Origin of the sequence: Rhizobium nepotum 39/7 (assembly GCF_000949865.1) — a bacterium.
GTDB lineage: Bacteria > Pseudomonadota > Alphaproteobacteria > Rhizobiales > Rhizobiaceae > Agrobacterium > Agrobacterium nepotum.
This window is the reverse complement of record NZ_JWJH01000005.1, coordinates 178,982-205,549: the sequence shown is the minus strand read 5'-3', so window position 1 is coordinate 205,549 and position 26,568 is coordinate 178,982. Positions and strand designations below refer to the sequence as shown.

30 protein-coding genes are annotated in these 26,568 nt (G+C 59.9%); 19 read left to right on the top strand and 11 right to left on the bottom strand.

The features are described 5' to 3' along the window. The first annotated feature begins 167 nt into the window (after window positions 1-167). Together RS75_RS26600 and RS75_RS06940 are read left to right on the top strand one after the other, a co-directional pair. Window positions 168-329, top strand: coding sequence for a hypothetical protein (locus RS75_RS26600; RefSeq protein ID WP_160297177.1), 162 nt, complete (start codon window positions 168-170; stop codon window positions 327-329). Continuing rightward, a complete protein-coding gene (locus RS75_RS06940) occupies window positions 326-643 on the top strand; it encodes a DUF6105 family protein (RefSeq protein ID WP_045018636.1) in 318 nt (105 codons plus the stop codon). The genes RS75_RS26600 and RS75_RS06940 overlap by 4 nt, the downstream gene beginning before the upstream one ends. Here the strand turns inward: RS75_RS06940 and ruvX are convergent. Both ruvX and RS75_RS26755 read right to left on the bottom strand, forming a co-directional pair. Next, on the bottom strand, window positions 595-1,074 hold the full coding sequence (gene ruvX / locus RS75_RS06935) for a Holliday junction resolvase RuvX (protein ID WP_045018634.1): 480 nt from the start codon (window positions 1,072-1,074) through the stop codon (window positions 595-597). The two genes, RS75_RS06940 and ruvX, sit on opposite strands and share 49 nt — an antisense overlap. Before the next feature lie 15 nt (window positions 1,075-1,089). Further along, window positions 1,090-1,392: an alkylphosphonate utilization protein gene (locus RS75_RS26755; protein ID WP_045018632.1), complete on the bottom strand. Its 303-nt coding sequence runs from the start codon at window positions 1,390-1,392 to the stop codon at window positions 1,090-1,092. Between the two features lie 84 nt (window positions 1,393-1,476). On the opposite strand from RS75_RS26755, the gene RS75_RS26750 reads away from it, so the two are divergent. The 3 genes from RS75_RS26750 (at window position 1,477) to gatA (ending at window position 4,132) form a co-directional block, all read left to right on the top strand. Beyond that, window positions 1,477-2,181 (top strand): metal-dependent hydrolase, encoded by a 705-nt coding sequence (locus RS75_RS26750; RefSeq protein WP_045018630.1) that lies wholly within the window; start codon window positions 1,477-1,479, stop codon window positions 2,179-2,181. A gap of 125 nt (window positions 2,182-2,306) precedes the next feature. Next, window positions 2,307-2,594, top strand: a complete 288-nt coding sequence (gene gatC / locus RS75_RS06920; RefSeq protein WP_045018628.1) for an Asp-tRNA(Asn)/Glu-tRNA(Gln) amidotransferase subunit GatC — start codon at window positions 2,307-2,309, stop codon at window positions 2,592-2,594. A gap of 56 nt (window positions 2,595-2,650) precedes the next feature. After that, complete coding sequence (gene gatA, locus RS75_RS06915; protein WP_045018626.1) at window positions 2,651-4,132, top strand: Asp-tRNA(Asn)/Glu-tRNA(Gln) amidotransferase subunit GatA; 1,482 nt, start codon at window positions 2,651-2,653, stop codon at window positions 4,130-4,132. A gap of 62 nt (window positions 4,133-4,194) precedes the next feature. Here the strand turns inward: gatA and RS75_RS06910 are convergent, their stop codons facing one another. Next, on the bottom strand, window positions 4,195-4,452 hold the full coding sequence (locus RS75_RS06910) for a YjhX family toxin (protein ID WP_045018624.1): 258 nt from the start codon (window positions 4,450-4,452) through the stop codon (window positions 4,195-4,197). A 285-nt stretch (window positions 4,453-4,737) separates the two neighbouring features. Here RS75_RS06910 and RS75_RS06905 point away from each other — a divergent pair, with 285 nt between their 5' ends. Further along, complete coding sequence (locus tag RS75_RS06905; protein WP_045018622.1) at window positions 4,738-5,247, top strand: GNAT family N-acetyltransferase; 510 nt, start codon at window positions 4,738-4,740, stop codon at window positions 5,245-5,247. On the opposite strand, the gene RS75_RS06900 is transcribed toward RS75_RS06905, so the two are convergent. Next, entirely contained in the window at window positions 5,229-5,561 is a 333-nt protein-coding gene (locus RS75_RS06900; RefSeq protein WP_045018823.1) for a DUF1294 domain-containing protein, read from the bottom strand. The genes RS75_RS06905 and RS75_RS06900 overlap by 19 nt on opposite strands. Before the next feature lie 151 nt (window positions 5,562-5,712). Between RS75_RS06900 and gatB the strand changes: the two genes are divergently transcribed. The 5 genes from gatB to RS75_RS06875 all read left to right on the top strand — a co-directional run bounded on the left by gatB (window position 5,713) and on the right by RS75_RS06875 (window position 9,391). Next, window positions 5,713-7,218, top strand: coding sequence for an Asp-tRNA(Asn)/Glu-tRNA(Gln) amidotransferase subunit GatB (gatB, locus tag RS75_RS06895; RefSeq protein ID WP_045018821.1), 1,506 nt, complete (start codon window positions 5,713-5,715; stop codon window positions 7,216-7,218). Between the two features lie 139 nt (window positions 7,219-7,357). Continuing rightward, window positions 7,358-7,855 carry a GNAT family N-acetyltransferase gene (locus RS75_RS06890; protein ID WP_045018620.1) on the top strand — a complete coding sequence of 166 codons (498 nt, stop codon included), beginning with the start codon at window positions 7,358-7,360 and terminating at the stop codon, window positions 7,853-7,855. Then, the gene (locus tag RS75_RS06885; RefSeq protein ID WP_045018618.1) at window positions 7,852-8,325 is read left to right on the top strand and encodes a GNAT family N-acetyltransferase; all 474 of its coding nucleotides are present in this window, start codon (window positions 7,852-7,854) and stop codon (window positions 8,323-8,325) included. The genes RS75_RS06890 and RS75_RS06885 overlap by 4 nt, the downstream gene beginning before the upstream one ends. 110 nt (window positions 8,326-8,435) lie before the next feature. Continuing rightward, window positions 8,436-8,834, top strand: a complete 399-nt coding sequence (locus RS75_RS06880; RefSeq protein ID WP_045018616.1) for an NADH:ubiquinone oxidoreductase subunit NDUFA12 — start codon at window positions 8,436-8,438, stop codon at window positions 8,832-8,834. A gap of 119 nt (window positions 8,835-8,953) precedes the next feature. After that, window positions 8,954-9,391 carry a DUF2155 domain-containing protein gene (locus tag RS75_RS06875; protein ID WP_045018614.1) on the top strand — a complete coding sequence of 146 codons (438 nt, stop codon included), beginning with the start codon at window positions 8,954-8,956 and terminating at the stop codon, window positions 9,389-9,391. A gap of 16 nt (window positions 9,392-9,407) precedes the next feature. Here RS75_RS06875 and aat read toward each other — a convergent pair whose 3' ends face one another. The 5 genes from aat to RS75_RS06850 all read right to left on the bottom strand — a co-directional run bounded on the left by aat (window position 9,408) and on the right by RS75_RS06850 (window position 13,224). After that, complete coding sequence (gene aat, locus RS75_RS06870; RefSeq protein WP_045018612.1) at window positions 9,408-10,022, bottom strand: leucyl/phenylalanyl-tRNA--protein transferase; 615 nt, start codon at window positions 10,020-10,022, stop codon at window positions 9,408-9,410. Between the two features lie 6 nt (window positions 10,023-10,028). Beyond that, the gene (gene accC / locus RS75_RS06865; RefSeq protein ID WP_045018610.1) at window positions 10,029-11,375 is read right to left on the bottom strand and encodes an acetyl-CoA carboxylase biotin carboxylase subunit; all 1,347 of its coding nucleotides are present in this window, start codon (window positions 11,373-11,375) and stop codon (window positions 10,029-10,031) included. Window positions 11,376-11,387: 12 nt separating this feature from the next. Beyond that, window positions 11,388-11,870, bottom strand: a complete 483-nt coding sequence (accB, locus tag RS75_RS06860) for an acetyl-CoA carboxylase biotin carboxyl carrier protein (protein ID WP_045018608.1) — start codon at window positions 11,868-11,870, stop codon at window positions 11,388-11,390. Window positions 11,871-11,895: 25 nt separating this feature from the next. After that, window positions 11,896-12,333 carry a type II 3-dehydroquinate dehydratase gene (aroQ, locus tag RS75_RS06855; RefSeq protein WP_045018606.1) on the bottom strand — a complete coding sequence of 146 codons (438 nt, stop codon included), beginning with the start codon at window positions 12,331-12,333 and terminating at the stop codon, window positions 11,896-11,898. Window positions 12,334-12,456: 123 nt separating this feature from the next. Further along, on the bottom strand, window positions 12,457-13,224 hold the full coding sequence (locus RS75_RS06850; RefSeq protein ID WP_045018604.1) for a DsbA family protein: 768 nt from the start codon (window positions 13,222-13,224) through the stop codon (window positions 12,457-12,459). A gap of 171 nt (window positions 13,225-13,395) precedes the next feature. Here RS75_RS06850 and RS75_RS06845 point away from each other — a divergent pair, with 171 nt between their 5' ends. Beyond that, window positions 13,396-14,553, top strand: a complete 1,158-nt coding sequence (locus RS75_RS06845) for a pyridoxal phosphate-dependent aminotransferase (RefSeq protein WP_045018819.1) — start codon at window positions 13,396-13,398, stop codon at window positions 14,551-14,553. 29 nt (window positions 14,554-14,582) lie between these two features. Here the strand turns inward: RS75_RS06845 and RS75_RS06840 are convergent, their stop codons facing one another. Next, window positions 14,583-15,266, bottom strand: coding sequence for an ArsR/SmtB family transcription factor (locus tag RS75_RS06840; protein ID WP_045018602.1), 684 nt, complete (start codon window positions 15,264-15,266; stop codon window positions 14,583-14,585). Window positions 15,267-15,340: 74 nt separating this feature from the next. Between RS75_RS06840 and RS75_RS06835 the strand changes: the two genes are divergently transcribed. The 3 genes from RS75_RS06835 to RS75_RS06825 all read left to right on the top strand — a co-directional run bounded on the left by RS75_RS06835 (window position 15,341) and on the right by RS75_RS06825 (window position 16,882). Beyond that, window positions 15,341-15,667: an NIPSNAP family protein gene (locus tag RS75_RS06835; protein ID WP_045018817.1), complete on the top strand. Its 327-nt coding sequence runs from the start codon at window positions 15,341-15,343 to the stop codon at window positions 15,665-15,667. After that, window positions 15,664-16,017 carry an antibiotic biosynthesis monooxygenase family protein gene (locus tag RS75_RS06830; protein WP_045018600.1) on the top strand — a complete coding sequence of 118 codons (354 nt, stop codon included), beginning with the start codon at window positions 15,664-15,666 and terminating at the stop codon, window positions 16,015-16,017. Before RS75_RS06835 ends, RS75_RS06830 begins: the two co-directional genes overlap by 4 nt. 160 nt (window positions 16,018-16,177) lie before the next feature. After that, the gene (locus RS75_RS06825; protein WP_045018815.1) at window positions 16,178-16,882 is read left to right on the top strand and encodes an SDR family oxidoreductase; all 705 of its coding nucleotides are present in this window, start codon (window positions 16,178-16,180) and stop codon (window positions 16,880-16,882) included. A gap of 88 nt (window positions 16,883-16,970) precedes the next feature. Here RS75_RS06825 and RS75_RS06820 read toward each other — a convergent pair whose 3' ends face one another. Beyond that, complete coding sequence (locus tag RS75_RS06820; RefSeq protein WP_045018598.1) at window positions 16,971-19,916, bottom strand: Rne/Rng family ribonuclease; 2,946 nt, start codon at window positions 19,914-19,916, stop codon at window positions 16,971-16,973. 645 nt (window positions 19,917-20,561) lie between these two features. Here RS75_RS06820 and RS75_RS06815 point away from each other — a divergent pair. The 4 genes from RS75_RS06815 to RS75_RS06795 all read left to right on the top strand — a co-directional run bounded on the left by RS75_RS06815 (window position 20,562) and on the right by RS75_RS06795 (window position 26,490). Next, entirely contained in the window at window positions 20,562-21,833 is a 1,272-nt protein-coding gene (locus tag RS75_RS06815; RefSeq protein ID WP_045018596.1) for an N-acetylmuramoyl-L-alanine amidase, read from the top strand. A gap of 328 nt (window positions 21,834-22,161) precedes the next feature. Further along, on the top strand, window positions 22,162-24,609 hold the full coding sequence (locus tag RS75_RS06805) for a penicillin-binding protein 1A (protein ID WP_045018592.1): 2,448 nt from the start codon (window positions 22,162-22,164) through the stop codon (window positions 24,607-24,609). Between the two features lie 98 nt (window positions 24,610-24,707). After that, window positions 24,708-25,839, top strand: a protein-coding gene (gene prfB / locus RS75_RS06800; RefSeq protein ID WP_152643115.1) for a peptide chain release factor 2 whose coding sequence is annotated in 2 segments (ribosomal slippage) — window positions 24,708-24,776 and window positions 24,778-25,839 — 1,131 coding nt in all. Because the reading frame shifts where the segments join, the coding sequence is not laid out codon by codon here. Between the two features lie 180 nt (window positions 25,840-26,019). Next, a complete protein-coding gene (locus RS75_RS06795; protein WP_045018588.1) occupies window positions 26,020-26,490 on the top strand; it encodes a cysteine hydrolase family protein in 471 nt (156 codons plus the stop codon). Window positions 26,491-26,568: the final 78 nt, after the last annotated feature.

Sequence of the window (26,568 nt, the reverse complement as noted above, 5' to 3'; positions counted from 1 at the left end):
AACCCTTCGACAGGATTGCCCGTTGCCTTGGTGATGAGCTTTTCCACACCCGTCCGGGCCGCGTTAACCATAATCCCAGCTTTCGTTTGCGCCGCCATGGCTGCGGGTCCAGTGTAAATTAATGAAATGTTAACCATGCGCAATGAGTGCGCATAAGGGAGCCGCAAGTGAGCCGCTGGACAGCTTTAGGCGTCATGATGACGTTTTTTGTAATGCTGCCGTTGGATATCGACGCGCCGGCGCTGAACCTTTGCCTGATGGCTCTGGTGCGCTGGGCGGTGCTTGCCGGCATCCCCGACACGGTATTTGGCGGGGAGCAGACGGCATGAAATGGTTTCTGATCCTGTGGGCCGGTCCCGTCGCATTGCTGGGCAGCTGGTACTGGCTTTCCTATTACGACATGAGCTTCGGTTTTTACATGCTGACGCGCCAGACGCATGATCTGGTGTTCCAGATTTACGGCAATATTCTCGGCCTGCCGCCGGAGAGCCTGCCGCCGCTGGTGGCGCGCGCCATTGCGGTCGACAGCCTGATCGTTTTCGCGATCCTTGCTTTCCGCAAGAGAAAGCAGATTGCCAGCTGGTGGCTGGGTCCTCAGCCCGTCGAGCGGGCGAGAGCCGAAAGCCTGTCCAGCGCGCCCTGAAGAATAAAGCTCGCGGCTGCCGAATCGATGCGTTCGGCCCGCTTGGCGCGTGACACGTCCATTTCCAGAAGCGCACGCTCGGCGGCGACCGTCGAAAGCCGCTCATCCCAGAAAATGAAGGGCAGGGCGGTTTTTTCGCCCATGGTGCGAACGAAGGCGCGCGTTGCCTGCACGCGTGGTCCGGCTGATCCGTCCATGTTCATCGGCAGGCCGATGATGAAGGCGGATACCTTCTCCTTTTCGGCGAAGGCCAGCAGCACCTCTGCGTCCTTCGTGAATTTCACCCGCTTGATGACGGGGCGTGGCGTCGCGAAGCGCCGCGACAGGTCCGACATGGCAAGCCCGATGGTTTTCGTGCCGAGGTCGAGGCCGGCAATCGCCTGTGCGGGCTGAAGCGTTTCCGCAAGCTCCTCGATGGTGAGTATCGCCATGTCGCGTGTTGCCTTTTATCGTTTGCGGACAAATTCGGTGCGCAGCACCAGACCCTTGACCGTTTCGTGCCTGCAATCGATCTCTTCCGGATTTCCGGTCAGGCGGATCGATTTGATGACGGTGCCCTGCTTGATGACCGTATTGGTGCCCTTGACCTTCAGATCCTTGATCAGCGTCACCTGGTCGCCATCCGAAAGCAGATTACCGGCCGCGTCGCGCACTTCCTTCGCGCGCGCCGCTTCTGCAGCCAGTTCGGAAGCCGGACGCCATTCGCCGCTCGCTTCGTCATACACGTATTCGTCATCGTTCGCGGCCATTGTCGCCTCTCTGAAATATCGGTAGTGCGGTTGAACAGGCCGTCCTATGTCATAATATACCGGCAATACGAAGGAGAAACTTCCATGAAAATCACCTGGCTCGGCCATTCCGCCTTCCGTCTTGAAAACGGCGACGCGAAAATCCTCATCGACCCGTTCTTCACCGGCAATCCCGGATTTGCCGGACAGGACGCGAAGACGGCGGCGCAAGGCATCACCCATATTCTCCTGACCCACGGTCATGGCGACCATGTCGGCGATACCGTCGAGCTTGCCCGCGAAACGGGCGCCACCGTGCTTGCCAATGCCGATCTCGCCACCTGGCTTGCCGCCAAGGGCGTCGCGAAGATCGATATGGGCAATACTGGCGGCACGGTGCATTTCGACGGTTTTTCCGTCACCTTCACCAATGCGCTGCATTCCTCTGCCCAGATCACCGAGGATGGCGTTTCCCATTCGCTCGGCAACGCCAATGGCCTGATGCTGCATTTCGAAGACGGCCCGGCCGTCTACCACATGGGCGACACCGATATCTTTTCGGACATGAAGCTGATCAACGAATTGCATCAACCGGATATCGGCCTGGTGCCGATCGGCGACCGCTTCACCATGGGTGGGGCTGTGGCGGCGCTCGCCTGCCAGCGCTTCTTCAAGTTCGAAAATGTCATCCCCTGCCATTACGGTTCCTTCCCGATCATCGACCAGACGCCGGAGAAGTTCGTGACCGGCATGGAAGGGTCGGAAGCGCGCGTCCACACGCCGAAGCCGGGCGATACGCTGTCGTTCTGAGGCTCCATTCAGGCATGTCGCCGCAGCAAAACCGCTCCACAGTTTGATGCGACATGCTTTCTACCGTTGCGAATGGCGGGCATGGTGATTATAGCGGTTAGGAAAATTCTGACCGGAGTAGAACCATGTCCGTCGACCTTGCCACCGTGAAGCGCGTTGCGCGCCTTGCCCGTATCGCCGTCAATGATGAAGAAGCACAAAATATGCTCGGTCAGTTGAACGGCATACTCGGTTTCGTGGAGCAGCTTTCGGAAGTGAATGTCGACGGCGTCGAGCCGATGACCTCCGTTACCCCGGTGGAAATGAAAAAGCGCGCCGACGTGGTGACTGACGGCAGCAAGGCGGAAGATATCGTCGCCAATGCGCCCGCGACCGACCGGGACTTCTTCATGGTTCCGAAAGTGGTCGAATAATCCGACCGCCGTTTGCCGCCCGATTTTTCCGAGATTTTCGAAAGCCGTTGCCGACCATGACCGATCTGACGAGCCTAACCATTGCCGAAGCCCGCGAAAAGCTGAAGGCGAAAGAGTTTTCCGCCCTCGAGCTGACCGACGCCTATCTTTCCGCCATCGACGCGGCGAACGGCGCGCTGAACGCCTATGTCGCGACGACGCCCGATAAGGCCCGCGAAATGGCGAAGGCCTCCGACGGCCGCATCGCCGCTGGCAATGCCGGCGAGCTGGAAGGCGTTCCGCTGGGCGTGAAGGACCTGTTCGCCACCCGTGACGTGCACACGCAGGCATGTTCGCATGTTCTCGATGGCTTCAAGCCGAAATACGAATCCACCGTCACCCAGAACCTCTGGGATCAGGGCGCCGTCATGCTTGGCAAGCTGAACATGGACGAATTCGCCATGGGCTCGTCCAATGAAAGCTCCTGGTACGGTCCGGTCATCAACCCCTGGCGCGCCAACGGCTCCGAGCAGAAGCTGGTGCCCGGCGGCTCTTCCGGCGGTTCGGCCGCAGCCGTTGCCGCGCATCTGTGCGCAGGCGCCACCGCAACCGATACCGGCGGCTCCATCCGCCAGCCGGCGGCCTTTACCGGCACCGTTGGCATCAAGCCAACCTATGGCCGCTGCTCGCGCTTCGGTATCGTCGCTTATGCCTCCTCGCTCGATCAGGCAGGCCCGATCGCCCGTGATGTGCGTGACGCCGCTATCCTGTTGAAGACCATGGCAAGCGTTGACGCCAAGGACACGACCTCCGTTAACCTGCCGGTGCCGGATTACGAAAAGGCCATTGGCCAGTCGCTCAAGGGCCTGAAGATCGGTATCCCGAAAGAATACCGTGTTGACGGCATGCCGGAAGAGATCGAAAAGCTCTGGGCAAAGGGCGTGGAATGGCTGCGTGACGCCGGTGCCGAGGTCGTCGATATCTCGTTGCCGCACACCAAATACGCGCTGCCCGCCTATTACATCGTTGCGCCCGCGGAAGCCTCTTCCAACCTTGCCCGTTATGACGGCGTGCGTTACGGCCTCCGCGTCGACGGCAAGGACATTGCCGACATGTACGAGAAGAGCCGCGCCGCCGGTTTCGGCAAGGAAGTGCAGCGCCGCATCATGGTCGGCACCTATGTGCTTTCGGCCGGTTATTACGACGCATATTATCTCAAGGCGCAGAAGGTCCGCACCCTCATCAAGCGCGATTTCGAACACGTCTTCCACGAGGGCGTCGACGCCATCTTGGCACCGATCACCCCGTCTTCCGCCTTCGCGGTGGGGGACGAGGAACTCGCCTCCGATCCGGTGAAGATGTATCTTCAGGACGTCTTCACGATCACGGTCAACATGGCCGGACTTCCCGGCCTTTCGGTGCCTGCCGGCCTTGATGGCAAGGGCCTGCCGCTCGGCCTGCAGCTTATCGGCAAGCCATTCGAGGAAGAAACGCTGTTCAAGACGGCGTATGCGATAGAGCAGGCCGCCGGCAAGTTCACACCCGCCAAGTGGTGGTAGAAGCTTTAGCTAAGGACGCTAGAGAAACCAAACGGGCGGCACCCAGTGCCGCCCGTTTTTTTTCATCGATTGTCCAGCTCGCCCCGCACGAGTTCCAGCCCGCGCGTGGTGATGCGGTAAGGCCTGCCCCCCGAGGAGGCGATGGCCCTCTTCCGTTTCAGTTTGCGGAAGGTCAGGAGATCGAGACCGCTGAATATCCAGCCGTCGCGCGTATGGAGGGCGATTTTTTCGATTTTGCGGTCGTCGTCTCGAACGAGTTCGATGCTGCCGCCCTGGGCGAGCAGGTGAAGAATGCGCTGTTCGGCGCGAGAAATGTCCATTTTCGGAAATCCGGTCGGCGTCTTTTAGACGCGTGAAAACAAACCCGGGCGCCGTTAAGGCATCCGGCTCGGTTTCATTTGGCCCGGCGCGCAAGAAATTTGCGGGCAGGGCCTTTACCGGGACTCCGATTGAGCGAACATAAAAACTCCTTGTGTACTCTTTTTGGTTAGCGGGCGAGACCGGCGCGGTCAAGTCCGGTGGCATCCCGACCGGGCGGGGCGGAGACCGCACTGGCCGAATCACGCCGCCGGTGCTTTACTTCGGTTGGCCATGGAGGGCACGGCTTGATTGTCATTCGCAATGCGCATGAGCAGGAAGCGAAGGTTCTGGCGGCCATCGGCCTCAGGGCATGGCGGCAGGCGACGATGGCGCTCGGCATCACCACACCGCTTTACGACAATGCCGCCAGCGCTTTTTCCAATTTCACCCGCTCGTCCTGGCTTGCCATCCGCGTGGCGGAATTTGGCGGCGCGGTTGCCGGATGGGCGGCGCGGGAACATTTCAACGAGGCGATTTCCGATTTCTGGATCGATCCGGATTTTCAGCGCCGGGGTATCGGCAGTCTCCTGCTCACCGATGTGGAGCAGCAGATATTGCAGCGGGGTTTCGAAACCATCCGGCTTGAAACCCATGCCCAGAACGAACCGGCGGTCGCCTTTTTCCGCCATCACGGTTACAGCGTCCGTTGGCTCTCCGTCTCCTATGCGCCAAAGCTCGACCGCGACGTGCAATCTGTCGGCCTGCAAAAGCAGCTCGTCGAGGTCGAGAGCAGTCTTTACGGCACGGAGTTCTGAGTAAGGGCCCTGAGGCCACTCGCCAGCCGCATCGGCCAGTCCGGCATGATGGCGAGGGACGCGACCAGGCCCGCCTGCAATATCACGATGGATATCAGGATGCTGCGGAAGGGTTCCTTGCGGGTTTTGTGCCGCAGAAGCCGTTGCGCCGAGATCGCGCCCATGCTGCCGCCCACAAAAGCGAGCGACAACAACGTGCTTTCCCGAATGCGCCAGCCGCCGTTCCTTGCCGCCTCCTTGTCCCACCAATAGACAAGAAAGACGAACAGATTGAAGGCGATATAGGTCATGAAACAGAGGGCGATCGTCATCATGACGTGAATTGAAACCGGGAAGCGTAAAAAATACGTATGCAGCGTCACCGAAAATCCGGCGCATCGCGTGACGGGGCGCAAGATGTCTTGCGCCCGCGCTGCATTTGTTCTACCCACCAAAGCCAAAGAACCCGTATATCGTGAGCTTCAGATGACCCTTGTAGACGTGCGCACCCCCGACCCGAAACGCTTCATTCCCGGCGCCACCGGCGATTGGGAAATCGTGATCGGCCTGGAGGTGCATGCGCAGGTTCTCTCCAATTCCAAGCTGTTTTCCGGCGCTTCGACCACCTTCGGCAATGCGCCGAACTCCAACGTGTCGCTGGTGGACGCCGCCATGCCCGGCATGCTTCCCGTTATCAACGAGGAATGCGTCAAACAGGCGGTACGCACCGGTCTCGGCCTGAAGGCCAAGATCAACAACCGTTCGATTTTCGACCGCAAGAACTACTTCTATCCGGATTTGCCGCAGGGCTACCAGATTTCGCAGTTCAAGGACCCGATCGTTGGTGAGGGCACCATCACTATTTCGCTGGGGCCTGACCGTCAGGGCAATTTCGAGGATATCGAGATCGGCATCGAGCGCCTGCATCTGGAACAGGATGCCGGCAAGTCCATGCATGACCAGCACCCGACCATGTCCTTCGTCGATCTGAACCGTTCGGGTGTGGCGCTGATGGAAATCGTCTCCAAGCCGGACATGCGCTCGTCAGACGAGGCGAAGGCCTATCTCACCAAGCTGCGTTCCATCGTGCGTTATCTCGGCACCTGCGACGGCAATATGGACGAAGGCTCCATGCGCGCCGACGTCAACGTCTCCGTGCGCCGCCCGGGCGAAGGTTTCGGTACGCGTTGCGAAATCAAGAACGTCAACTCCATCCGCTTCGTCGGCCAGGCCATCGAATATGAGGCGCGCCGCCAGGTCGCCATTCTGGAAGACGGCGGTTCCATCGATCAGGAGACCCGCCTGTTCGATCCGGGCAAGGGCGAGACGCGCTCCATGCGCTCGAAGGAAGATGCGCATGACTACCGTTATTTCCCCGATCCGGACCTTTTGCCGCTCGAATTCGACGATGCCTTCGTTGAGGCGTTGAAGGTCGATCTGCCGGAGCTTCCCGACGACAAGAAAGCCCGTTTCGTGGCCGATCTCGGACTGTCGGTCTATGACGCCTCGATCCTCGTTTCGGAAAAGGCGATCGCCGATTATTACGAGGCTGTCGCCGCTGGCCGCGATGCGAAGGCCGCTGCCAACTGGGTCATCAACGATCTGCTCGGCGCGCTCAACAAGTTCGGCAAGGATATCGAGACGACGCCGGTTTCGCCGGAACAGCTCGGCGGTATCATCGATCTCATCAAGGCCGAGACCATTTCGGGCAAGATCGCCAAGGACCTGTTCGAGATCGTCTGGAACGAGGGCGGTAATCCTGCCGAAATCGTCGAGACGCGCGGCATGAAGCAGGTGACGGATACCGGCGCCATCGAAAAGGCCGTGGACGAAATCATCGCCGCCAATCCCGATCAGGTCGAGAAGGTCAAGGCGAAGCCGACGCTTGCCGGCTGGTTCGTTGGCCAGGTCATGAAGGCGACGGGCGGCAAGGCCAACCCGCAGGCCGTTCAGGCGCTGGTAAAGGCCAAGCTCGGTATCGAGGAAGAGTAAGCGGCGGGGTTGTTTTCCTCTCTGGCGTCATGGTCGGGCTTGACCCGGCCATCCACAGGCGTTGAGGCGGAGCTGCGCTGACTGTTGAGTATCTGCCGGGATCACGCCCGGCATTTCTGTTTCAAGACGGAGCCAAATCATGTTTTTCATCCGCACGGCAAGCCAGCGCGATATCGAGCCGGTCCGGGCGCTGCTCGCCACGACATGGCACGCGACCTATGATGCGATCTACGGCGCGGACAAGGTGAAGGAGCTGATTGCCGCATGGCATTCGCCGCAGGCCATGAAGGACCGCATCGAGAAAAAGGGCGGCGAATTTCTGGTTGCCGACAATGGCCGGCAGATTGGCGGCATGGCCTATGCTTCCATGTCCACCAAAATGAGCAAGACGGCCCTGCTGCACCAGCTTTATGTCGGGCCGGAATTCCAGCGTCAGGGCGTCGGCCGTGATCTCTTTGCCGAACTCGAAACCTGTTTCCCGGATGCGGAAATCATGCGTCTTGAGGTCGAGCCCAAAAATACTGTCGCAATCGCCTTTTATGAAGGCGTCGGTTTTGCCGAAGTAGATCGAATCGAGCGCATGGCGGGCATCGAGGGTTTGCCCGGCATCGTTATGGAAAAGAGCCTGAAACGATGAATGCGACATTGGAAAAACTGACAATCCGGACGGCAACCGAAGCGGATGTTCCGGCACTCGCCGCCATTTATGCCGCCGACGAGGTCGGAGGCCACGGCGATACGGCCGACGAATCGGCGCAGGCGGACTATCTCGCGGCCTTCCGGGATATCGAGGCCTCACCCAGCGAAACCCTTTATGTGGCGGAACTGGATGGCGAGGTGGTCGGCACGTTCCAGACGGCCATCCTGACCAAGCTCATCGGGCGCGGGGCCAAATCCATGGTGATCGAGGCGGTGCAGACACGCTCCGACATGCGCGGTCGCGGCATCGGCGCGGAGATGATCAATTATTGCCTTGCGGACGCGCGGCGCAGGGGTCTGAACGCGGTACAGCTCACGTCGAACATGGCCCGGCTGGATGCCCATCGTTTTTACGAGCGGCTGGGTTTCGAGAAGCGGCATTTCGGCTTCAGGATGAAGCTGAAATAGCGCGGATATATCGGGAAATGCTGGACAATCGCCGTGAGGGGCGGCATAAGCTTGTCCTGTGTTGCGCGATTTAAAATCGCTGCGGCGCATTCAAGCCTGAGGAACGCATAATGAAGACTCTCCTGACGCAAATCTTCACATGGTGGAACGGCCAGACGATCGGAACGCGGTTTCATACCTGGCGTTTCGGCAAGAAGGTCGGACAGGACGAGTTGGGCAACACCTATTACGAAGGCGGCACCACCTCCTGGGGCATGCCGCGCCGCTGGGTGATCTATAACGGTTATGCCGAAGCCTCGGCCATTCCGCCCGGCTGGCATGGCTGGATGCATTACCGCACCGACGTGCCGCCGAGCCAGGAAACCTACGTTGCACGCGAGTGGCAGAAGCCGCATCAGGCCAACCTCACCGGTACGTCCCAGGCCTATCGCCCGCCGGGATCGCTGGCTGTGGCCGGCGAGCGTCCGCGCGTGACTGGCGACTACGACGCCTGGACCCCCGGCAACTGAGCTATGGTGATGCGCGGAGTTGTGCAAAATCCGGGCCTCACCGGTTTTTGCCACATTCGGCCCTTAGGCGTTGATCCGGTCGGCATTTCGACACAGGCAAATATTTGGAGACATATCGTATGAGGAAATTCACGCGGGATCGTTCTTTGCGTGCACTGACGGTGTCGCTGTTTGCGGCGGTCTCTGCTGTCATCCTCATTTCGCCCGTCTCCGCCGCCCGTCTCGAAAACCGCGTGGCGGTGTTTTCCGGCATAGACAAGATCACCGGCCGCATCACCTCCTTCGATGTCTATATCGACGAGACGGTGCAGTTCGGCGCGCTTCAGGTGACACCGAAGGTCTGTTATTCCCGTGACCAGACGGAAACCCAGAAGATCGACGCTTTCATTGAGGTCGATGAAATCACGCTCGACCGTAAGATCAAGCGGATTTTCACCGGCTGGATGTTCGCCGACAGCCCCGGCCTCAACGCCGTCGAACACCCGATCTACGACGTCTGGCTGACGGGCTGCAAGCAGGACTCCGAAGTTCCGGCTCCCTCTACGGCAAGCAACTGACTTAGCGTCAAGATTTTCAGAAGTGCAGGCTTGGCCGGTTGACGGCCAGATCGAGCATTTTTGCATATTCCTGCTTCGGCACGTCGATTGCGCCGAACGTCTTCAGATGCTCGGTGGTGAATTGTGTGTCGAGCAGCACGAAGCCGCTGGCTCTCAGCCGTTCCACCAGATGCACGAGGCAAATCTTCGACGCATTGGTGCGGCGGGAAAACATGCTTTCGCCGAAGAAGGCGGCCCCGAGCGACACGCCATATAACCCACCGACAAGTTCTTTACCGTCCCAGGCCTCGACGCTGTGCGCGTGGCCGATCTGATGCAATTCGGTGTAGAGCTTGCGAATGGTGGCGTTGATCCAGGTGCTCGGCCGGTCCGGCGCTTCGGCAGCGCATCCGGCCATCACCGCTTCGAAGGCGGTGTTGAAGCGTATTTCGAACGGCTTCCTGCGCATCACCTTGGCCAGGCTTTTGGAAACGTGGAAAGAGGCGAGGGGAATGATGCCGCGTATCTCCGGCTCGACCCAGAAAAGCTCCGGGTCATCAGCCGAATCGGCCATGGGAAACAGGCCGGCGGAATAGGCGCGCAGCAACATATCGACGGTTATGCCGTTATTTTTGCTGCGCCGCCCAACCATATCGTCTTAGTGAGACGCATCACCGGCCAGATATTTTTCCAGCCAGTGAATGTCGTAGTTACCGTTGAGGATATCTTCGTTCTGAAGAAGATCCTGGAACAGCGGCAGCGTGGTCTTGATGCCGTCGACGACGAACTCGTCCAGCGCCCGGCGTAGACGGCGGATGCATTCGTCACGGTCGCGACCGTGAACGATCAGCTTGCCGATCATGCTGTCGTAGTAGGGCGGGATCTTGTAGCCCTGATAGGCGCCCGAATCGACGCGTACGCCAAGGCCGCCCGGCGTATGGAAATAGGTCAGCGTGCCGGGGGACGGAACGAAGGTGCGCGGGTCCTCGGCATTGATTCGGCATTCGATGGCATGGCCACGGAATTCGATATCCGCCTGCGTGACCGACAGGCCCTGGCCAGAGGCGACCCTGATCTGTTCCTGCACGAGATCCATGCCGGTGATCGCTTCCGTAACCGGATGTTCCACCTGAAGACGGGTGTTCATTTCGATGAAATAGAACTCCCCGTTTTCATAAAGAAACTCGATGGTGCCGGCGCCGCGATATTTGAGCTTACGCATGGCGTCGGCGCAAATCTCGCCAATCTTCATGCGCTGTTCGACGGTCAGCGCCGGCGAATTGGCTTCCTCAAGCACCTTCTGGTGACGGCGCTGCAACGAGCAATCGCGTTCGCCGAGGTGAATGGCTTTGCCTTCGCCATCGCCGAAAACCTGCACTTCGATATGGCGCGGCTTGCCGAGGTATTTTTCCATGTAGACGGCGTCGTTGCCGAAGGCTGCTGCCGCTTCGGAGCGGGCAGTCGAAACGGCCTCGTCGAGATCGGCTTCGGTCTTCGCCACCTTCATGCCGCGACCACCGCCGCCCGCCGTCGCCTTGATGAGGACCGGGAAGCCGATCGTCCGGGCGATTTCGAGCGCGTTTTCAGGCTTCACTTCGCCGTCGGAGCCGGGAACGACGGGAATGCCGAGTTGCTGCGCCGTCTGCTTGGCGGTGATCTTGTCGCCCATGAGGCGGATATGTTCTGCAGTCGGCCCGATGAAGGTGATGCCGTGCGCGTCAAGAATATCGGCGAACTTGGCGTTTTCCGACAGGAAGCCGTAACCGGGGTGAACGGCGTCCGCACCGGTGATTTCGCAGGCCGCAACGATCTGGTGGATGTTAAGGTAGCTGTCACGCGAAGGCGGCGGGCCGATGCACACACTTTCGTCGGCAAGGCGCACATGCATGGCGTCCGCGTCTGCCGTGGAATGCACGGCCACCGTCGGAATGCCAAGCTCCTTGGCGGCGCGCAGGACGCGCAGCGCGATCTCGCCGCGGTTGGCTATGAGGATCTTCGAAACCATGCTGAACCGCCTTTATTCGATGACCACGAGAGCTTCACCATACTCCACGGGCTGTGAGTCGTTGACGACGATTTCCACGACCTTGCCGGACTTCGGAGCGGGGATCTGGTTCATGGTCTTCATGGCTTCGACGATGAGGATGGTCTGGCCTTCCTTGACGATCGCGCCCACTTCGATGAACGGGCGTGCGCCCGGGGCAGGCGACAGGTAGACCGTGCCGACCATCGGCGAAGATACGGTGTTGGCCGGGTTGCGGGTAGGCGCTGCGGGCGCCGCCGCCGGTGTGGCGACTGCCGCCGGAGCTGCCGCAGGGGCGGGAGCGGGCGCTGCATAGTGTGTGGGCGCCGCGTAAACCGGGGCGGGCGGAGCGGCGCGGGAAACGCGGATGCGCATGTCTTCCTGCTCCACTTCGATTTCCGAAAGGTCGGTATCGTTGAGGATATTCGCGAGCTCGCGGATCAGTTCCTTGTCGATACCCTGTTTCTTTTCAGACATGACAAACCCTATTCTTTGTTTCTTTTTATGCCGTGATGTTTTTCAGCGCGTGAAGCGCCATGATATAGCCGTATGGTCCGAAACCGCAGACCATGCCCTTCGCAGCGGGTGATACCATCGATTTGTGACGGAATTCTTCCCGCGCGTGGATGTTGGAAATGTGCACTTCCACGACCGGCGTGGAAATCGCACGAATGGCGTCGTGCAGCGCGATCGAGGTGTGGCTGTAGGCGCCGGGATTGATGACGACGCCTGCCGCCCTCTCGCCCGCCTCATGCAGCCAGTCCACGAGCACGCCTTCGTGGTTGGACTGGCGGAATTCCACTGCGAAACCGAGATCGGTTCCGGCCGCAAGACAATCATTCTCGATGTCCTTCAGCGTCTTGCCACCATAGATACCCGGTTCCCTTTTTCCCAGCATGTTGAGATTGGGGCCATTGATGACGATGATGATGTTGCTCATTCGCGTTTCCATAAGAAAATCAGCGACACCTATAGACTGCGCAGCCTTCAAGGAAAAGCCCCCGGAAGCCGTAAAGAGCCGGGAGGCCCGGCATCCACAGGGAATGCAGGGCTTTTTGCGGAATCAGGAGCAGGTGGCTTTTCCGCAGCTGCGCATATTGGCGATTTTTTCCTTCAGCGGGTCTGCCCCGACCGCGCCGAAAACGGCCTCGTTGCCGACGATATAGGACGGCGTTCCGGTGATGCCGAGGCTGTTGGCGAGCTTGTAGGTTTCCTGCACCTGCGCATCGTTGGGGTTTTCCGCCATCGATTTGCGGATGTCGGCTTCCTTGAGGCCAAGCGAGGTTGCGACTTCCATGGCGCTGTCCTCATTCGCCCGTCCGCGGCCGCCGAGCAAAGTGCGCTGGAATTCGGGATATTTGGCCGGCGCAAGCAGCTTGACGGCATTGGAAACCCGGTGCGCCGCGACCGATTCCGGCCCGAGGATCGGGAATTCCTTGAGGACGACGCGCACCTTTTTGTCCGACTTCAGAATATTGTCCATGTCGCCCATGGCGCGTTTGCAATAACCGCAATTGTAGTCGAAGAATTCGACCAGCGTGACGTCGCCATCGGGATTGCCGAGCGCCAGATCGTATTTCGATTCGAAGATCGTCTTCTCGTTGTCGGCGACCGCTTCAGCGGCCTTGGCGTTGCGGGTCGCATATTGCTTGCGTTCCAGCGCGTCCTGAACCTCAAGCATGATCTCGGGGTTTTCGATCAGATATTGCTTGATGAACTCGCCCATTTCCTTCTTTTGCTGCTCATCCAGCGCATGGGCGGGCAAGCAGGCGAAAACCGTCGAAAGGGCCGTCACGCTGGCGAGAAGGGTTGAACGGAGAAGATGCGCCATATCGGTCCTCATACTGTGCGGCCAATGCCTCATGAATGTTATGATGCAATTACCTTACTTTAAGCCAAATGCCATACCGCAAAAATAGTTGTCCGCATTGTGGTCGCACGATTGTGAAGAGTGTGATTCTGCGGCAAGTCTCTGAAATACGGTTCAGGAAAGAGCATGCCCTTGATAACGATGTCGAAGCGGAGCGCAGTCGAACCCTTCCATGCCATGGATATTCTGGCGGAGGCGAACCGGCGACGGCAGGCGGGGCGCCCCGTCATTTCCATGGCGGTCGGCCAACCTTCCCACCCCGCGCCGAAAGCCTCGCTGGAGGCGGCGCAGGAGGCGCTGAAGCACGGGCGGATCGGCTACACCGACGCGCTTGGCCTGCGCGAACTGCGTGAAGCGATCGCCGGCCATTACCGGCTGCGCCACCAGATCGCTGTCGATCCGGCGCGCATCGCCGTGACCACCGGTTCTTCCGCCGCCTTCAATCTCGCCTTCCTCAGCCTTTTCGATGCCGGTGACTACGTCGCGATCGCAAGGCCAGGCTATCCGGCCTATCGCAATATTCTGAAGGCGCTCGGCCTCAATGTCGTGGAAGTGCCGGTAACGGCTGAAACCGGCTATACGCTGACGCCGGCCAGTCTGGAGCGGGCGGAAACCAAGGCGGGCTGCAAGCTGAAGGGCGTGCTTCTGGCAAGCCCGGCCAACCCAACCGGAACAGTCACCGGCCGCGAGGCGTTGAAAAGGCTAGCAAATTATTGCGAAAGCCGCGACATGGCCTTCATTTCCGACGAGATCTACCATGGCCTCACCTTTGTCGGTGAGGAGACGAGCGCGCTCGAAATCACCGACAATGCCGTCGTCATCAATTCCTTCTCGAAATATTATTGCATGACCGGCTGGCGCATCGGCTGGATGGTCCTGCCGGAAAACCTTGTCCGTCCGGTCGAGTGTCTGGCCCAGAGCCTCTATATTTCACCGCCGGAACTCTCCCAGCTTGCCGCAACCGCAGCCTTTTCGGCGGCGGAGGAACTGGATGTCTACAGGGAAAGCTATCGCACCAACCGCGATTTCCTGATGGCGCGCCTGCCGGAAATCGGCCTGCCGCTTGCGTCTCCGATGGACGGCGCTTTTTACGCCTATGTCGACACCAGCCGCTTTTCCAACGACAGCATGGATTTCGCCAAACGCATGCTGGCGGAAATCGACGTGGCGGCGACACCCGGTATGGATTTCGACCCCGAGGAAGGCCACAGGGCGTTGCGCATTTCCTATGCGGGTTCGGTATCGGATATTGCCGAAGCGGTGGGACGCATCGCCGGCTGGCTGAAATAAGCGACCGATTCGTCTGCCCCTATTCGGGATCAGGCGGGTGTGCAGCCGAAGGTGCTGGCAAAGGCCTTTTCACCCTTTGTGGTGAAGGTCAGCACGCGGCCGTCTCCGTGCCGCAGCCAGTCACGCTGCTGCATGGCTTTAAGAAGCGATGCGCCAAGCCCGCCGCCGAGATGGTGGCGGCGTTCGCTCCAGTCCAGGCAATGCAGGCAAATCGGGCGTCTTGCCTTTTCCAGCGGCGAAAGGTCGATGCCGAAGCTTGAGAAGAAATCGCGGCCGCTATCTGTAAGTGCCGGATCGTCGCCGGTGGTCACGAGGCCGTTTGTGGTGATGGTGGAAAGCAGCGCCACGCCGCTTTCTCCGGCCAGATGATCGTAACAGATGCGCGCCTCGCGAAGCGCCTTGTCCTTTGGTCCCGTGCGTACCCGCACTGCGCCTGTGCGCTGGGCAAGCCCCATCAGCGCTTCCAGTACCTGCGCCACATCCTCGTCGGAAAGGCGGAAATAACGATGCCGCCCCTGTTTCTCCGCCTTCAGCAACTGCGCCTCGGAGAGTTTCGCCAGATGCCCGCTGGTGGTCTGCAAGGTCACGCCGGCCGCTTCCGCAAGTTCGCTTGCCGTCAGAGCACGCCCGTCCATCAGCGCCGTCAATATGTTGGCGCGGGCGGGGTCGCCGATCAGGGCGGCGACATTGGCGATCAAGGGTCCGTCTTTCATAGTTCGATGATAGCCGAAGCATTGACGTGAGGCAATGGCATAGACAGGAGAGGCAGAACACGAGGAGACCAATGATGCTGACCTGCTTCATCCGCTACGAGATAGACCCCTTCAAGGTCGATGCCTTCGATCGATATGCCCGCAACTGGGGCGATGCGATACCGCGCTGTGGGGCCGATCTGATCGGTTATTACGCGCCGAAGGAAGGATCGAGCACGATTGCCTATGGCGTCTACAATATCGAGAGCCTCGCCGCCTACGAGGCCTACAGGGCACGGCTTGCCGCCGACCCGGCGGGGCGCGAGAACTACGAATTTGCGAAGCGTGAGCAATTCATTCGCCGTGAGGACAGGCTTTTCCTGCGCCTGGCGTCCGCTCCCCATGGCGGAGGCGCACGATGATCGCCGTCATCTTCGAGGTCTGGCCGGCGGAAGGCGAGAAACAGCATTATCTCGATATCGCCGCCAGCCTGCGCTCCGAACTGGAAACCATCGACGGGTTCCTGTCCGTCGAACGGTTTCAGAGCATTACCCATCCGGACAAGATGCTCTCTTTGTCGTTCTTTAGGGATGAGGAAGCTGTGAAGGCGTGGCGCAACACCGCGCCGCATCGTGCGGCACAGGCGCTGGGACGGTCCGGCGTCTTTTGTAATTACCGGCTGCGTATCGCCTATGTCATGCGTGATTACGGGCTGCGGGAGAGGGAAGAGGCCCCGCCGGACAGCAGGCACGTCCATTCGACGGATACGTAACTGCGGCGCTGACACATCTTCAGCATCAGTTTTTCTTCAAGCCGGCCCAAGGCTTTCTGGTTCGAACTCGCTTCCGAAACCCGCTATAGATAGAGCGGGTTAAGGATGGAGAAGGGTCGCCATGCGGCGGTTCGCCCGATTGGAAATGGAGAAAACAACGATGTCGACAGAAAAAGTGGCGATTGTGACGGCGGGCGGCAGCGGCATGGGAGCAGCCGTGGCGAAACGTCTAAGTGCTGATGGTTACAAGCTCGCGATCCTGTCGTCCTCGGGCAAGGGGGAGGCGCTGGCGAAGGAACTGGGTGGCATCGGCGTCACCGGCTCCAACCAGTCCAATGACGATCTCAATCGACTGGTGGAGCTGACGCTCGAAAAATTCGGCCGTATCGACGTTCTCGTGAACAGTGCAGGCCATGGCCCACGCGCCGCCATCCTCGATATCACCGACGAGCAATGGCACTCGGGTCTCGATGTCTACCTGATGAACGTCATCCGCCCGACGCGGATCGTGGCTCCGTTCATGGTGAAGCAGAAGGCGGGCGCGATCGTCAACATCTCGACCGCCTGGGCTTTCGAGCCGAGCAGCATGTTCCCGACATCGGCCGTGTTCCGCGCCGGCCTTGCCTCCTACACCAAGATTTTTTCCGATACCTATGCGGCCGACAATGTGCGCATGAACAATGTCCTGCCCGGCTGGATCGACAGTCTGCCCGCCACGGAAGAACGCCGCCAGGGTGTGCCGATGCAGCGTTACGGAACGAGCGAGGAGATTGCCGCAACCGTCGCGTTTCTGGCTTCCGAAGGTGCCGGTTACATCACCGGCCAGAACATCCGCGTCGATGGTGGCCTGACGCGATCTGTTTGATGTCTGGCATGGCGGAAACGTAACGTCCGCCAACAAAGCAAAACGCCCGCAACATGGTTGCGGGCGTTTTTTGTTTCAGTGCGTTCTATCAGAAGAAGCCCTTGCGCTGCCACCAGCCGCCCTTGCGCGGCTTCGGCTCGTCGCCGTCAGGATTGGCAGGCGCGCCAGACGAGGTCACTACCGGCTCCGAATTCGAGACATTGCTGCCCCGGTTCGCGCGGGCCTTTTCTTCCGCTGCGGGTGCTTCGGCGTCCGGACCTAGATCGGCCGAGGCTTCGCCCACTTCCTCGATGGCGACATCGACGACGGTTGGCGCAACGACTGCTGGCGCAACGATCACCGGCTCGACCGTTTCAACGACCTTGGCTTCCACTTCAGCCTTGGGGGCCTCCACTACTTCAGCTTTGGGCGCTTCGTCGGTCTTGGTCTTCGCCTTGCGGGTGCGGCGCGGCTTCTTCGGGGCTTCCTCTTCCGCAACTTCGGCAACCACGCCTTCCACCACTTCGGCGGCGGCAGGTTCTTCGGCTACGGGTGCTGCGGCGGAAACCTCTTCGCTTTCGCCTTCGGTGCCTTCGTCTTCGCCATCGGAGCCTGCGGCCTCGAGAGCCTCGTCTTCCGCACGGTTGCGGCGGCCGCCACGCTTGCCGCGACGACGGCGCTTGCGCTTGCCATCCTCGTCGGTGGTTGCAGCTTCGTTCACGCCGTTTTCATCGGCGTCGCCTGCATCGGTTTCGACGCCATCTTCATCGTCCGCATCATCAGCGTCCGTGTCGTCACCAGCCTGGGCATCGACTGCACCGTTCTGGTCGTTTTGTCCGCCCTTGCCACGACGGCGACGACGACGCTTGCGCTTGCGCTTGCCGTCTTCACCATTGTCGCCCTGCGGCTGCTGCTGGCGCGGTTCGCCGGCCTGCACCTTGACGATTTCTTCCTCGTCTTCATCCTCTTCCGCCTCGATGATGAAGTCGTCTTCCTCTTCCACGAAGCTCGGAAGCATCTGGATAAGGCTTTCGATCTTCACCGGATTTTCGACGGCTTCGCCGCGATCGATGGCGAAATGCTGCGCACCGACGCTGGCATCGGCGGCGATGATGATCGACACGCCGAAGCGGCCTTCATAATCGACAATCGTGCCGCGCTTGTGGTTGAGCAGGTAGAGCGCCGTTTCCGGCGTGCTGCGCACCGTGATGTTATGGGTCGTGTTGCGCAGCAGATATTCCTCGATACCGCGCAGGACATGCAGCGCGACGGAGGATTCGGAGCGGACATGGCCCGTGCCGCCGCAATGCTGGCAGACCTGTGTGGTCGATTCCAGCACCGAAGCACGAATGCGCTGGCGCGACATTTCCAGCAGGCCGAAATGCGAGATACGGCCGACCTGGATGCGCGCCCGGTCGTTTTTCAGGCAATCCTTGAGCTTCTTCTCGACGGTGCGGTTGTTGCGCTTTTCTTCCATGTCGATGAAGTCGATGACGACGAGACCGGCAAGGTCGCGCAGACGCAGCTGACGCGCCACTTCTTCGGCAGCCTCGACGTTGGTCGTCAGCGCCGTTTCCTCGATGGAATGCTCACGGGTCGAACGGCCCGAGTTCACATCGATGGAAACCAGAGCCTCGGTCTGGTTGATGATGAGATAACCGCCCGATTTCAGCGTCACCTGCGGCTGCAGCATGCGGTCGAGCTGGGCTTCGATGCCGGAGCGCGAGAAGATCGGGTGAATGTCGCGGTAAGGCTGAACCACCTTGGCGTGGCTCGGCATCAGCATCTTCATGAAGTCTTTCGCTTCACGATAGCCTTCTTCGCCCGAAACGATGATCTCGCTGATATCCTTGTTGTAGAGATCGCGGATCGAACGCTTGATGAGCGAGCCTTCCTCGTAAACGAGGCAGGGGGCCGTGGAATTCAGCGTCAGCGTGCGGACGTTTTCCCACAGGCGCATCAGATATTCGAAGTCGCGCTTGATCTCGACGCGGGTACGGTTGGCGCCTGCGGTACGCAGAATGACGCCCATGCCCTGCGGAACTTCCAGATCGCGCGCGATTTCCTTCAGGCGCTTGCGGTCGGTCGGCTGGGTGATCTTGCGGGAAATGCCACCGCCGCGCGCCGTGTTCGGCATCAGCACGGAATAACGTCCGGCGAGCGACAGATAAGTGGTCAGCGCGGCACCCTTGTTGCCGCGTTCTTCCTTGGCAACCTGCACCAGAAGGATCTGGCGACGCTTGATGACTTCCTGAATGCGATACTGCTTGCGCGGCTTGCGCGCAACGCGATCGGGAACCTCTTCCATGGCGTCTTCGGCGCCGACGGATTCGATCACTTCCTTTTCGTGATGATCGTCATCATCGTCGTCGTCATCATCGTCATTGCCACGGCGAAGACCGTCGACTTCCTCGGAAATCGTATCGGTATCGACCATGGCGGCCATTTCGCCGCCCGTGCTGCCATCTTCTTCGGAAGAGGCCTCAGTGGTCTCGGAAACGGCTTCTTCTTCCGCTACCTTCTTCTTGGCACGGGGACGGCGGGCACGCTTTTTGGGCGCTTCTTCCGCAACAGCCTCGACGGCTTCAGCCGCTACGTCTCCAGAGGCCTCTTCGGCAATGGCGGCGGTTTCTTCCGCGACCACGACCTTCGCGGTTTCAGTCGGGGCAACGATGCCGACATCGGGCTGGTCCGCCTGCGACAGATCAAATGCCGGTGCGCCGGGCTCGGGGGCGTCAGCCGATTCGAAGTCGTCGCTGCGGCGATGATCCTCAGCTTCCGCCTTCAAGAGGGCCTGACGGTCGGCGAGCGGAATCTGGTAATAATCCGGGTGAATTTCCGCAAAAGCGAGAAAACCGTGGCGATTTCCACCGTAGTCAACGAAGGCCGCCTGAAGAGAGGGTTCAACCCTCGTGACCTTGGCAAGGTAGATGTTGCCGCGGATCTGTTTCTTGTGCTCCGATTCGAAATCGAATTCTTCGATCCGGTTCCCACGGACAACGACTACGCGTGTCTCCTCTTCGTGGGAGGCGTCGATAAGCATTTTGTCTGCCATGTAAGCTGTGCTCCTCGGCGCAGCCTTGTTTTATACGAGAACAGGCCCGCCACACGGACGAGCCTTTCATATGAGTGCAAGGATGTGCCGGAAATGAAGTCTCCAGCCGGGCCTCTGTAAACTGGCAGCATCCGGACCGACGGCGAGGCGCTTGGCCTGCTCCTGGTATCCGGTTCATGTGAAAACTGCTGCGACATCATTGGCCAGGCGGAACGACAATAATATATAGACCCCTTGGGATCCGATGAATTTGCTCTCCTCAGAGCAGCGGTGGCAACGCCACCGGGTAGGTCTCCGGCCACGGCCGGAATTGATCCAGTTTCAGGATAAATGTAACGACGGCAGATGATTGCCCGTTTTGCAGCGCCAGCGTCTTTTTCGATTGGCAGCCGGCGGGCATCTATCCCGTCAACACTTTTAACCCTCATCCTTGTTGTATGTTTTCTCTGTCATAATAGCAATAGGCTGGCTAAATATGCCATATTATTGGTGGAATTTCCGGGTTAATAATTGGTTCACCAACGCCTGCGATTGTGGGGCGCAAACGCGCAAACAATCGTCCTGCGTGATTGAAAAGGTGCTGTTCCCGGCACTTTTCCGCCTCATTTGTCGAAAATGACTGAAATACGGAATTTCTTGAAGACCATGAATTTCACGCGCAGCGCAGCGATATTCGGTGGGGCAGGGCCGCTTGGCGCGCGAATCGCGCGGCTCGCGGTTGCCCTTGTCTTGCCAGCCGTCTTTTCGGTTGCCGCAACTGTCTCCTGCGGCCAGCAGGCAGTCGCCCAGGAGCCGCTCGTCGCCCATCAGGCGCGCATTGTCGGCGACGAGGCGCGCACGCGCATCGTTCTCGATTTTGCCGAGGAGCCGGAGTTCGACATTCACTATCTCGATTCGCCAGCCCGCATCGTCGTGGATTTCCCGGCGGTGAATTTCGCCTTCCCCGCAGCCGATCTGGCGCCGACCGGCCTTTTTTCGGATATCCGCTTCGGCAGCATGGGGCAAAACAGCGCCCGTATCGTGCTGACGGCGAAAAAGTCGGTGCAGGTCGCTGTTGCCGAAACCAAAAAGGGCGAAGACGGCGCAGCTTTCCGGTTCACGCTGGATGCGGAGATCACCACCAAGGCCAAATTCGCCGAGCTGGTGAAGGAGCAGCAATGGCGGGCGCCAGCCCCTGTCTCCACCGCCGCGATCGCGCCCGACGACAAGACATCGCGTTCGACCGAATTTGTCATCGCGATCGATGCCGGCCATGGCGGCATCGACGCCGGCGCCTCCGGCGGCGTGACAGGCACGGAGGAAAAGGTCATCACGCTGACCTTTGCGAAGGAGCTTGTGGAGCGGATGAACAGGGAGCCCGGCATCAAGGCGTTCCTGACCCGCGATTCGGATACGTTTCTCGCTTTGTCCGAGCGGGTGACGATCGCCCGGCAGAATAACGCCAACCTGTTCATCTCGTTGCATGCCGACACCCTCAAGCAGAAGGGCATCCGCGGCGCGACCGTCTATACATTGTCCGACCGGGCTTCGGACCGCAGGGCGCAGGAGCTGGCGGAGCGTGAAAACAAGTCCGACCAGATCGCTGGCGTGGCGGCCTCCAGCGAGCCGCCGGAAGTGGCGGATATTCTCCTCGATTTCACCCGCCGCGAAACGCAGGCCTTTTCGGTGACGCTGGCCGAAAACATCGTTTCCTCCTTCGAGGGACAGGTCGGTCTCATCAACAATCCGCATCGTTACGCCGGTTTCATGGTGCTGCGCGCCCATGATGTGCCGTCGGTACTGCTGGAACTCGGTTTCCTGTCCAATCCGGAAGACGAGAAACTGCTTCTCGATGCGGAATGGCGCAAGAAGGTCGCCGATACGCTGGCAACCGCAGTCGGACGATACCGGGCCAAGGCCATGGCGAACGGCGGCTGAGACGCTTGGCGGCGGGGCGATGGTCCTGTTGCCGCAGCACCGCCGGCAGCCGAAAAAGCTGTTCAATTCTTGGACCTTGCGGACGATTAAGGACATGAAGCCCTATTTTACTCACATTCGCCGCGTTACTCGGGAAGCGGATTCTGTGGGGATCCACAACGCAGCCGGAGCGCCATTGTGGGCCGGCGGCGTGGTAACATATCAGCGAATGCTGCCGTTCCGGCTTGTCATCGAAGGTATGGTGTGCAAAACGGCACGCGATATGCAAGGATGCGCCCGTACATCGTCGGGCGTTGATGGTTACGATTCGAATTATCGGTAGCTTGGTATGATCAGACTGATTGGATATTTTTTCGGCTTGGCCAGCGTGCTCTTCCTGTGCGCCGCCGCCGCCGGTGCGATTTATTTGCACGGCGTGACGAAGGACCTGCCGGATTACGCAGTTCTGAGCACGTATGAACCGCCTGTAACGACCCGCGTGCACGCCGGCAACGGTGCGCTGATGGCGGAGTACGCCCATGAGAAACGCCTGTTCCTGCCGATCCAGGCTATTCCGGACCGGGTCAAGGCGGCTTTCCTTTCGGCGGAAGACAAGAATTTCTACAACCACCCCGGGGTCGACATCTGGGGTCTCGGCCGCGCCGTTCTCGTCAACATCCAGAATCTCGGCTCGGGTCGTCGCCCGGTCGGCGCATCGACCATCACCCAGCAGGTGGCGAAGAACTTTCTTCTGACCAATGACCAGACCATCGACCGCAAGCTGAAGGAAGCGCTTCTCTCCTTCCGTATCGAGCAGACCTATTCCAAGGACAAGATCCTCGAGCTTTATCTCAACGAGATCTTTTTCGGCCTGAATTCCTACGGCATCGCCGGTGCGGCGCTCACCTATTTCAACAAATCGGTGACGGAACTGACGATCGCGGAGACTGCGTATCTGGCATCTCTGCCGAAGGGCCCGGCCAATTATCATCCGATCCGCCGCGAGAAGGCGGCGCTGGAGCGTCGCAACTGGGTGATCGACCGCATGGCCGAGAATGGCTACATCACGGTCGCCGATGCCGAGGACGCCAAAAAGCAGCCGCTCGGCGTCAATCTGCGCCGCGGTGGCGCGCATATCTTCGCGTCCGACTATTTCGCCGAGGAAGTCCGCCGTCAGATCGTTGAAAAATACGGCGAGGAAGCGCTTCTCGAAGGCGGGCTTTCGGTCCGCACCTCTTTCGATCCGCAGATTCAGATGGAGGCCCGCAAGGCGCTTCAGGATGGTCTGGTGCAATATGACGAGCGTCGCGGTTTCCGTGGACCCATCGAAAAGATCGAGACGGCTGGCGACTGGACGGCGGCGCTCGCCAAGGTCAAAGGCCTGCGCGATGTTCCCGAATGGAAGGTCGCCGTGGTTCTCGCCGTTGCGGCCGACGGCGTCGATATCGGCGTGCAGGTCGATCCCGATACCGAAGATGGCGACAAGCGCACGCGGGGCCATATCTCCGCTGAAAACATGCGCTGGGCCTATCGCGATGCGACTGGCAAAAAGCCGACCTCCAAGTCGCCGGTCGGCGTTCTGGCGGCGGGTGATGTCGTTTATGCGCAGCCGCTTTCCAATACCGGCAGCGAATATCGCCTGCGCCAGCCCCCCACGGTGCAGGGCGGCATGATGGTGATGGACCCGCATACCGGCCGCGTTCTGGCCATGGTCGGCGGCTTCTCCTATGCGCAATCGGAATTCAACCGCGCCACGCAGGCAATGCGTCAGCCGGGTTCCTCGTTCAAGCCGTTCATCTATGCGGCCGCGCTCGACAACGGTTATACGCCGGCATCGGTCATTCTCGATGCGCCCATCGAGGTGGTTTCCGGCGGTCAGGTCTGGAAACCGCAGAATTACGGCGGGGGCTCCGCCGGTCCCTCGACCCTGCGTCTCGGCATCGAAAAATCCCGTAACCTCATGACCGTGCGTCTGGCGCAGGACATGGGCATGAATCTGGTCGCGGAATATGCCGAACGCTTCGGCATCTACGACAAGATGCCGCCGCTTCTCGCAATGTCGCTCGGTTCCGGTGAAACCACCATCATGCGCATGGTCTCGGCCTATTCGGTCATCGCCAATGGCGGCAAGCAGATCAAGCCGACGCTGATCGACCGCATCCAGGACCGTTACGGCAAGACGATCTTCCGGCATGAGGAGCGAGCTTGCGAGGGCTGCAACGCGACGAGCTGGCAAAATCAGGACGAGCCTGTCATCGTCGACAATCGCGAGCAGGTTCTCGACCCGATGACCGCTTACCAGACGACCTCCATGCTGGAAGGTGTCGTGCAGCGCGGCACGGCGGCAGGCAAGATCAAGGTCGATCTGCCGGTTGCCGGCAAGACGGGCACCACCAACGATGAAAAGGACGCCTGGTTCGTCGGTTACACGCCGGACATGGTTGCCGGTCTTTACATCGGCTTCGATTCGCCGGCACCGCTCGGTCGCGGCGGCACCGGTGGTTCGCTGTCGGCGCCGATCTTCGGCGAGTTCATCGCCGATGCGGCCAAGCACCTGCAACCGAGCAAGTTCATCGTGCCGGAGGGCATGAAGTTCGTCGCCGTCAACCGTAAAACCGGCATGGCGGCGGCGGAAGGCCAGCCGGACACCATCATGGAAGCCTTCAAGCCCGGCACCGGCCCGGCCGACAGCTTCTCGGTGATCGGCGCGGAAGGCTATATGTCGCAGGACGATATTCTGAAGACCTCGCCGCAGGCCCAGCAGGCCATCACCGGCGGTGGCGGCGGTCTTTATTGATACCAGTCTTATGCTTGGCGGGGGGCGCGGGTCTTTACATCCGCGCCCCCCGCATTTATTTGAGCAACCAGTTTCAATGAAGGCGAAGAACCAGCGAAATGCGCAATGAAATTGTGAACGTAGTCGACGAAATCAAGCAGGCCGTAAGCCTGCTGAGGAGGCATCTTTGACTGGGACCAGGCGATAAGACGACTGGACTGGTTGAACAACAAGGCAGAGGATCCGACCCTCTGGAACGATGCCGCCGAGGCCCAGAAACTGATGCGCGAACGCCAGCAGCTGGATGACAGCATCGGCGGCGTCAGGGCGCTCGAGCAGCAGCTCAAGGACAATATCGAGCTGATCGAACTCGGCGAGATGGAAGGCGACAACGAAATCGTCAAGGACGCCGAAGATGCGCTGAAGGCGCTGAAGAGCGAGGCGAACCGCCGTCAGGTGGAAGCAATGCTCTCCGGTGAGGCCGACGGCAACGACAGCTATCTCGAAGTGCACTCCGGCGCCGGCGGCACGGAAAGCCAGGACTGGGCCAACATGCTGCTTCGCATGTATACCCGCTGGGCCGACCGCGAAGGTTTCAAGGTCGAAGTGCTGGAAGTTCACGACGGCGAAGAAGCCGGCATCAAGTCCGCGACGATCCTCGTCAAGGGCCACAATGCTTTCGGCTGGTTGAAGACGGAATCGGGCGTGCACCGCCTCGTTCGCATTTCGCCGTATGACAGCAATGCGCGTCGCCACACATCGTTCTCCTCCGTCTGGGTTTACCCTGTCGTTGACGATTCGATCCAGATCGACATCAACGAGAGCGATTGCCGTATCGATACCTATCGATCCTCGGGCGCGGGCGGCCAGCACGTCAACACCACCGACTCGGCCGTGCGCATCACCCACATACCGACCGGTATTGCCGTGGCCTGCCAGCAGGAGCGTTCCCAGCACAAGAACCGCGCCAAGGCGTGGGACATGCTGCGCGCCCGTCTCTATGAGGTGGAGCTGCAAAAACGTGAAGATGCGGCAAACGCCCAGGCTGCTTCCAAGACCGATATCGGCTGGGGCCACCAGATCCGTTCCTACGTCCTGCAGCCCTACCAGTTGATCAAGGACCTGCGTACCGGCGTGGAAAGCACCGCACCCGGCAACGTGCTGGATGGTGATCTGAACCAGTTCATGGAAGCGGCTCTCGCGCACCGCATCAGCGGCGGCGCAGACGTGGACGTGGCGGATATCGACTAAGACGCTGCAATGCGTCGATTGGAAAAGATCGCCCCTCGCAAGATAATTGCGAGGGGTTTTTCGTTGGAGCATTTCCAATAAAAGTGCGTAGCGGTTTTACGTCCGGAAAATGCTTGGAAATAAAGAGGTAGAGCACGTCAGACGGCACCATTTAAACAGGACGTACTCTGGAGGACATGCGTGAAACAGGCGCTTTTTATCATCGACGTCCAGCCGAGCTTCAACCCGCCGGCGCCGCTGGTGGCGGATATATCTGCGCTGGCCGCGACCATGCCAAGCATCGCCACCGTCGAGCGCCACGATGAAAACGTGACGCCTTTCGAACGGCAATTGGGTTGGAAACCGGGCAGGGACGACTGCTCGCTGGTTCCGGCGGACCATATTTTCATCAAGCACGGTTACGGGCCGCCAAAAGAGGCGATCGATCACCTTCTATCTCTGAAGCTCGAAAGGGTGCTGGTCTGCGGCATTCAGGCCGACACCTGCGTGCTGGCGGCCGGTTTTGCTTTGTTCGATGCGGGGCTTCATCCCACGCTTCTACCGTGGCTGACAATCGGCTCCAGCCTCGACCGCAGCGGCGAACTCGGCGCCAGATTATGGAAACATCATTTCGGCGCGGTTCTGGCCGGGCCACACGAGCTTGATACGTAGAGCATTTCCAGTAAAAGTGCGCAGCGGTCTTACGTCCGGAACACGCGAAAAACAAAACGATAAAGCATGTCGAACGAT

Bases quoted from the DNA above. Each gene is read 5' to 3' on its own strand.
- RS75_RS06815 (WP_045018596.1), top strand. From the start codon at position 20,562: ATGAATTTCACGCGCAGCGCAGCGATATTCGGTGGGGCAGGGCCGCTT.
- RS75_RS06850 (WP_045018604.1), bottom strand. From the start codon at position 13,224: ATGGCGCATCTTCTCCGTTCAACCCTTCTCGCCAGCGTGACGGCCCTT.
- RS75_RS26755 (WP_045018632.1), bottom strand. From the start codon at position 1,392: ATGGCCGCGAACGATGACGAATACGTGTATGACGAAGCGAGCGGCGAA.
- gatA (WP_045018626.1), top strand. From the start codon at position 2,651: ATGACCGATCTGACGAGCCTAACCATTGCCGAAGCCCGCGAAAAGCTG.
- accB (WP_045018608.1), bottom strand. From the start codon at position 11,870: ATGTCTGAAAAGAAACAGGGTATCGACAAGGAACTGATCCGCGAGCTC.
- RS75_RS06880 (WP_045018616.1), top strand. From the start codon at position 8,436: ATGAAGACTCTCCTGACGCAAATCTTCACATGGTGGAACGGCCAGACG.
- aroQ (WP_045018606.1), bottom strand. From the start codon at position 12,333: ATGAGCAACATCATCATCGTCATCAATGGCCCCAATCTCAACATGCTG.
- aat (WP_045018612.1), bottom strand. From the start codon at position 10,022: ATGGTTGGGCGGCGCAGCAAAAATAACGGCATAACCGTCGATATGTTG.
- RS75_RS06820 (WP_045018598.1), bottom strand. From the start codon at position 19,916: ATGGCAGACAAAATGCTTATCGACGCCTCCCACGAAGAGGAGACACGC.
- RS75_RS06890 (WP_045018620.1), top strand. From the start codon at position 7,358: ATGTTTTTCATCCGCACGGCAAGCCAGCGCGATATCGAGCCGGTCCGG.
- RS75_RS06840 (WP_045018602.1), bottom strand. From the start codon at position 15,266: ATGAAAGACGGACCCTTGATCGCCAATGTCGCCGCCCTGATCGGCGAC.
- RS75_RS06900 (WP_045018823.1), bottom strand. From the start codon at position 5,561: ATGATGACGATCGCCCTCTGTTTCATGACCTATATCGCCTTCAATCTG.
- RS75_RS06885 (WP_045018618.1), top strand. From the start codon at position 7,852: ATGAATGCGACATTGGAAAAACTGACAATCCGGACGGCAACCGAAGCG.
- RS75_RS06910 (WP_045018624.1), bottom strand. From the start codon at position 4,452: ATGGACATTTCTCGCGCCGAACAGCGCATTCTTCACCTGCTCGCCCAG.
- RS75_RS06835 (WP_045018817.1), top strand. From the start codon at position 15,341: ATGCTGACCTGCTTCATCCGCTACGAGATAGACCCCTTCAAGGTCGAT.
- accC (WP_045018610.1), bottom strand. From the start codon at position 11,375: ATGGTTTCGAAGATCCTCATAGCCAACCGCGGCGAGATCGCGCTGCGC.
- RS75_RS06875 (WP_045018614.1), top strand. From the start codon at position 8,954: ATGAGGAAATTCACGCGGGATCGTTCTTTGCGTGCACTGACGGTGTCG.
- gatC (WP_045018628.1), top strand. From the start codon at position 2,307: ATGTCCGTCGACCTTGCCACCGTGAAGCGCGTTGCGCGCCTTGCCCGT.
- RS75_RS06830 (WP_045018600.1), top strand. From the start codon at position 15,664: ATGATCGCCGTCATCTTCGAGGTCTGGCCGGCGGAAGGCGAGAAACAG.
- RS75_RS26750 (WP_045018630.1), top strand. From the start codon at position 1,477: ATGAAAATCACCTGGCTCGGCCATTCCGCCTTCCGTCTTGAAAACGGC.
- RS75_RS06805 (WP_045018592.1), top strand. From the start codon at position 22,162: ATGATCAGACTGATTGGATATTTTTTCGGCTTGGCCAGCGTGCTCTTC.
- RS75_RS06825 (WP_045018815.1), top strand. From the start codon at position 16,178: ATGTCGACAGAAAAAGTGGCGATTGTGACGGCGGGCGGCAGCGGCATG.
- RS75_RS06940 (WP_045018636.1), top strand. From the start codon at position 326: ATGAAATGGTTTCTGATCCTGTGGGCCGGTCCCGTCGCATTGCTGGGC.
- gatB (WP_045018821.1), top strand. From the start codon at position 5,713: ATGACCCTTGTAGACGTGCGCACCCCCGACCCGAAACGCTTCATTCCC.
- ruvX (WP_045018634.1), bottom strand. From the start codon at position 1,074: ATGGCGATACTCACCATCGAGGAGCTTGCGGAAACGCTTCAGCCCGCA.